Annotated in this window: 4 protein-coding genes; 3 read left to right on the top strand and 1 reads right to left on the bottom strand. The window is 41.6% G+C overall.

Annotated features, from left to right (window positions below):
* Positions 1–812, bottom strand: an 812-nt coding sequence (locus ACI3UA_RS01065) for a carboxymuconolactone decarboxylase family protein (protein WP_439722985.1), incomplete at its 3' end; no start/stop codon positions are given.
* Between the two features lie 413 nt (positions 813–1225).
* Between ACI3UA_RS01065 and ACI3UA_RS01060 the strand changes: the two genes are divergently transcribed.
* The 3 genes from ACI3UA_RS01060 (at position 1226) to ACI3UA_RS01050 (ending at position 4493) form a co-directional block, all read left to right on the top strand.
* Positions 1226–1486, top strand: coding sequence for a hypothetical protein (locus ACI3UA_RS01060; protein WP_439722984.1), 261 nt, complete (start codon positions 1226–1228; stop codon positions 1484–1486).
* A gap of 409 nt (positions 1487–1895) precedes the next feature.
* The gene (locus tag ACI3UA_RS01055; protein WP_439722983.1) at positions 1896–3344 is read left to right on the top strand and encodes an MBOAT family O-acyltransferase; all 1449 of its coding nucleotides are present in this window, start codon (positions 1896–1898) and stop codon (positions 3342–3344) included.
* Positions 3345–3356: 12 nt separating this feature from the next.
* Complete coding sequence (locus tag ACI3UA_RS01050) at positions 3357–4493, top strand: hypothetical protein (RefSeq protein ID WP_439722982.1); 1137 nt, start codon at positions 3357–3359, stop codon at positions 4491–4493.
* Positions 4494–4511: the final 18 nt, after the last annotated feature.

Below are 4511 nucleotides of genomic sequence, written 5' to 3'. Positions count from 1 at the left end.
CCGGCGGCCAGGGTGCCATTCACATGGCTGCGGAATTGTGCTTCTATGCCGAGGGGGCCGATGGCGGCCATGGTCAGCATTTCCCTTCTTTTGAGGTCAAGCACGCCGCGGGTATAAATATCACCGAAGCAGAAGGCGGACAGATCATCCTGCAGATGCTTCTGATAGTCAGGGGTGGCGGCCCGCATCTGGATGATGCGCTCCCCGTAGGTATCCACCTGAAATTTCAGTCCCTTTTGGAAGCGGTTCTTGTCCGTGGTGGTGCCTTGCTTGGCAAGGGGCAGGGGAATGCCTGCCTCACGAAAGACATCGTTCATGATGGTGAGGGCTGACGAGGTTTTGGCAAAGCCTGTATACGGAGTGATGTGGTAGATGGCTTCCTGTATTTCCTCCGGGGTTGCTCCCAGGGCAAGGGCTGCACTGATGGCGTGTTCCAGCAGCTTGTCATTCTGATTGGTAGTCAGCACGGCAATGGTGACGAGGGCGGCTTCGGCGGGAGTGATTTGCAGCTGGGAGGCAATATCGCCGTAAATGTATTTTTTCATGATGGCGGCGTATTCGGGATTGGTGTCCTCCAGTGGAAATTTCTGTCCGCCGTGACGGTCTGCGTAGTTTTTATCGGCCACGGCAGACCTGTCATAGCTTTGCAGGGAAGATTGCTCCGTTACGGCAGGACTGCCGTAGCTGGTCGGAATGGCTTGCTCTGCCAGGGCGATACTGCTCTGCAGGGCGCCGGTCAGCAGTATGCCTGCTCCGGTCAGGCCCAGCGCCAGCAGTGTCCTGATTTTTTTCCTGCGCATAGTGATTTTCATGAGATGGCCCCTTTCATATGGATATTTTGCTTATCCTGTGCTGTTCTGCGGATTTTATTTTGCTTTTTGCTTTGTGAGGCTAGTGTATCAATCGGTAGTAACCCACGGTCAAGGGACTGTAAAAATATTTTTTGATAGCCTAAAAATTGTGCTGGCGGTGCTGTTGACGATAGGGCGGTTTTGTTTCATAATATTTTCTATAGAGACGGTACGTAAATAGCTGGAATGATATGAAGGATTGTCAGATATGATGGATGCAGATAAGTGCTGAGAGAGACGGCGGCCCTGTGCCGGAGACATGGTGCAAGGCGTGTGGTTTTGTTTGGCCAAGGGCGAAGGGGACGGTTTTGCCGGAGGGCGATATAGATATTTCGGTCGGCGGAGTGCAGGATGATTTTTAGGCAGGTGAGGTTATGGTAGTACATGGTGCGGTGATTATTGAGCAGGGGGTGACTTTCGCCATCGTTGTGGTGAAGCAGGTGGTTACCCAGTACACAGTGCGGGCAACCAGATTCCGCCAGTCCATTGCGCCGTTTTTTCCCAATATGCCAATTATTCTCATGTCCCAGGACAAGGAAGGCAAGCCCCATTATTATGGCAGGAAAGATATTGTGGATTTTTTGAAGACTGTGCCGCTGGATAAAATTCCATGGAAGACATATCATATCTACTAAGGGAAAATACATAAAGATAAAAAGAACTGTCTCCGGATGAAATCTACAATGTGGGCAGTTCTTTTTTGTTATTTTGTTTTATTCACTTTACCAATTTTACTTTAACAGATTTATAGTTTTCACTTTATCATATTTACAATTTTCACCTTGTCAAATTTACAAATCTACTTAAGTTGTATTTTTTACGAATTAGTATTATTATCCTTGCGTGAGTTTACAGCTCTTTAAAAAGATACTTTTTCTTATCCTTGGCTTGCTTAGCGCAGTAGATTATATTATACTTAATGAAAAATAGAAGTATTTCTTATATGGGTTTGCTATTTGTCCTCTCTTGGGATACAATTTGTTAATTGTATTTCGGGGGGGGACTTTTGTTGTTTTGTCAGAAAATTGTAAGGGGATGGTATGATTGCTGTTTAATTCTCTGGAATTTATATTCTTATATATTCCCATCGTAGTTGCCGTATTCTTTATACTGGGAAGATACAAGGAAAAGAAGTATGCTATTACATGGCTTGTGTTTGCTTCATTTTTCTTTTATGGCTGGTGGGATGTATGGTATGTACCTCTGCTTTTTGCTTCTATTTGCTTTAATTATAACGTGGGAAAAAATTTGGAGCTTGCGCAACATAAAAAATCCTGGCTAGGGTTGGGTATCTTTGTAAATATATCTATGTTGGCATATTTTAAATATATGGATTTTTTTCTAGGGGCTGTCAATGACATACTGGGTCAAAGCTGTTTTGATTTAATGCATATTGTATTGCCACTTGGAATATCGTTTTTTACATTTACTCAGACTGCCTATCTGATTGATATGTATCGTGGGGATACTAGAAATACATCTTTTATTGTATATTGTGAATTTGTAACGATTTTTCCGCATCTGATTGCAGGGCCTATTATAAGCCACAGGAAAATGATACCTCAGTTTATTGACGACACAACATTTAAGGTGGATTATCATAATATAGCCCTCGGACTTGGACTGTTTTCCATGGGACTATTTAAAAAGGCTGTAATTGCGGATAAGCTGGCCATTGTGGCAACAGATGTGTTTTCAAGTATTTCAAGTATTGGCATGCTTGAAGCGTGGCTTGGTGCTGTTGCCTATACATTTCAATTGTACTTTGATTTTTCAGGCTATAGTGAGATGGCAATGGGACTTGGACTGATGTTGAACTTAAAGCTGCCACAAAATTTTAATTCTCCGTATAAAGCAACAAGTGTTATTGATTTCTGGCATAGATGGCACATGACCCTGAGTGGCTGGGTCCGGGAATATTTGTATATCCCCATGGGAGGAAATCGTCACGGCCAGCTGAATAAGCTAAGAAACTTGTTTGTGTCCATGGTTATAATCGGGTTGTGGCACGGAGCTGGCTGGACATTTATTGCATGGGGAGCGTTGCATGGATTATTTTTAATAGTTAATCATATATGGCGTAATTTAAAGTATCAGCTGCCTGTTATTGCAAGCTGGGGCATAACATTTTTGTGTGTTGTTATTGGCTGGGTGTTTTTTCGGGCAGCCTCAGTTGGTGATGCGGTACAGATAATCAGTAAAATGTTTGACATTAGTAGTTTGTATTTTCCATCAGGGGGAAAATGGGAGTATTGGCTGCATTGGACGGGGGCATCTTTTGAGGCATGGCAATTTGAATGGTCTTTGGCAAAGTGTGCTGGCACTTTAATTGTGTTGTTAGTATGTATACTGACCCTGAAAAATCCGTGTGAAATATATGTGAATATGGTTCCAAATAAAAAATGGATGTTTTTTATCAGTTTAGTATTTTTAGCCAGCATTTACGTTATTTGTGCAGTGGGAACAGGCGAATTTTTATATTTTCAATTCTAAAGGATGAGTATAATGAATGTTTGGAAAATATGGGTGTACAGGTGGCTGATTGTAAATATTTTTCTTTTGTCAGGATTTTTTTTGGCTTCAGGGTTGATTCTGGGAGAGTTTAGGGAATTGTACAGTGATGATGAAATATTATCGGAAAGTGATGATATTTTGTTGGGAAGTGCAATTACTGAAAGCAGTTTGATAAAATTTAAGATTGTTGAACAGAAAAAACCGAAAGTAGTGGCAATCGGTTCTTCACGCGTTATGCAATTTCGTTCAAATTATTTTATTGATAAAGATTTTTTTACTATGGGAGGAACAGCAGGCTCCCTCATGGATGCCGACAAAACATTCAAGAAGATTAAAAAGAGCTATACTCCCGATGTGGTTATTTTGGGAGTGGATTTATGGTGGCTAAATCCTAATTTTTCGCATGTGTCCACATTGGGGTGTTTGGATGAAATCAGGGAGAGCAAATACAAAAAGTATTTTCAGTTGATAAAATTTATGAAAGATAATGCAGAAATGCGGGGTATGCTTTTCCATCTTGATGACATAAAAGAACGGGATGCAGTGGGAGGCAGAAGGACTGTCGGACTGAGTGCGGCAGTTAAATCAGATGGCTATCGTCTTGCCGATGGCAGCTACCAATATGGGCATTTTCTGACCGCCGATTTTAAGACAGCGGCAGAGCTGTTTCAGGATACCCATAAACGGCTCGATGATAGAAATAGGCGTTTTGAAGCTGCAGATGATATAGATTATAGGGAATTTGAGAGGCTGAAGTCTCTTGTTAGGGAAATGACAAAGGCGGGATGCCATGTAATAGTATTTTTGCCTCCATTTCCAGATGAAATTTATAGCAGAATGTCAAGTAATGACGAATGGAGATTTTTTCTTGCAAATTTTGAAAACAGTGTAAAGGAATGTTGTGCAGAAGAAAAAGTTCAGTTTTTTGATTTCAGCAATGTTCTATGGGTGGGGTCAAATGACGATGAATGCCTTGACGGTTTTCATGGTAGTGAAATGACTTATACAAAAATTGTCAAGGCTATGCTTGCAGATAAGGTTTTTGCCGAATATGTAAATAGTGATTATCTGAATTATGTCTTGGAGCATCCTGCCAATAGATTTCAGGCAATTCCTCCGAATGAATAGAAATAGATTGATTAAGCA

Source organism: Anaerovibrio sp., from assembly GCF_051866355.1.
In the GTDB taxonomy this organism is placed as follows: domain Bacteria; phylum Bacillota; class Negativicutes; order Selenomonadales; family Selenomonadaceae; genus Anaerovibrio.
The sequence above is the reverse complement of the archived record's forward strand: the minus strand, read 5'-3'. Positions and strand labels throughout refer to the sequence as shown.

Bases quoted from the DNA above. Each gene is read 5' to 3' on its own strand.
- ACI3UA_RS01060 (WP_439722984.1), top strand. From the start codon at position 1,226: ATGGTAGTACATGGTGCGGTGATTATTGAGCAGGGGGTGACTTTCGCC.
- ACI3UA_RS01050 (WP_439722982.1), top strand. From the start codon at position 3,357: ATGAATGTTTGGAAAATATGGGTGTACAGGTGGCTGATTGTAAATATT.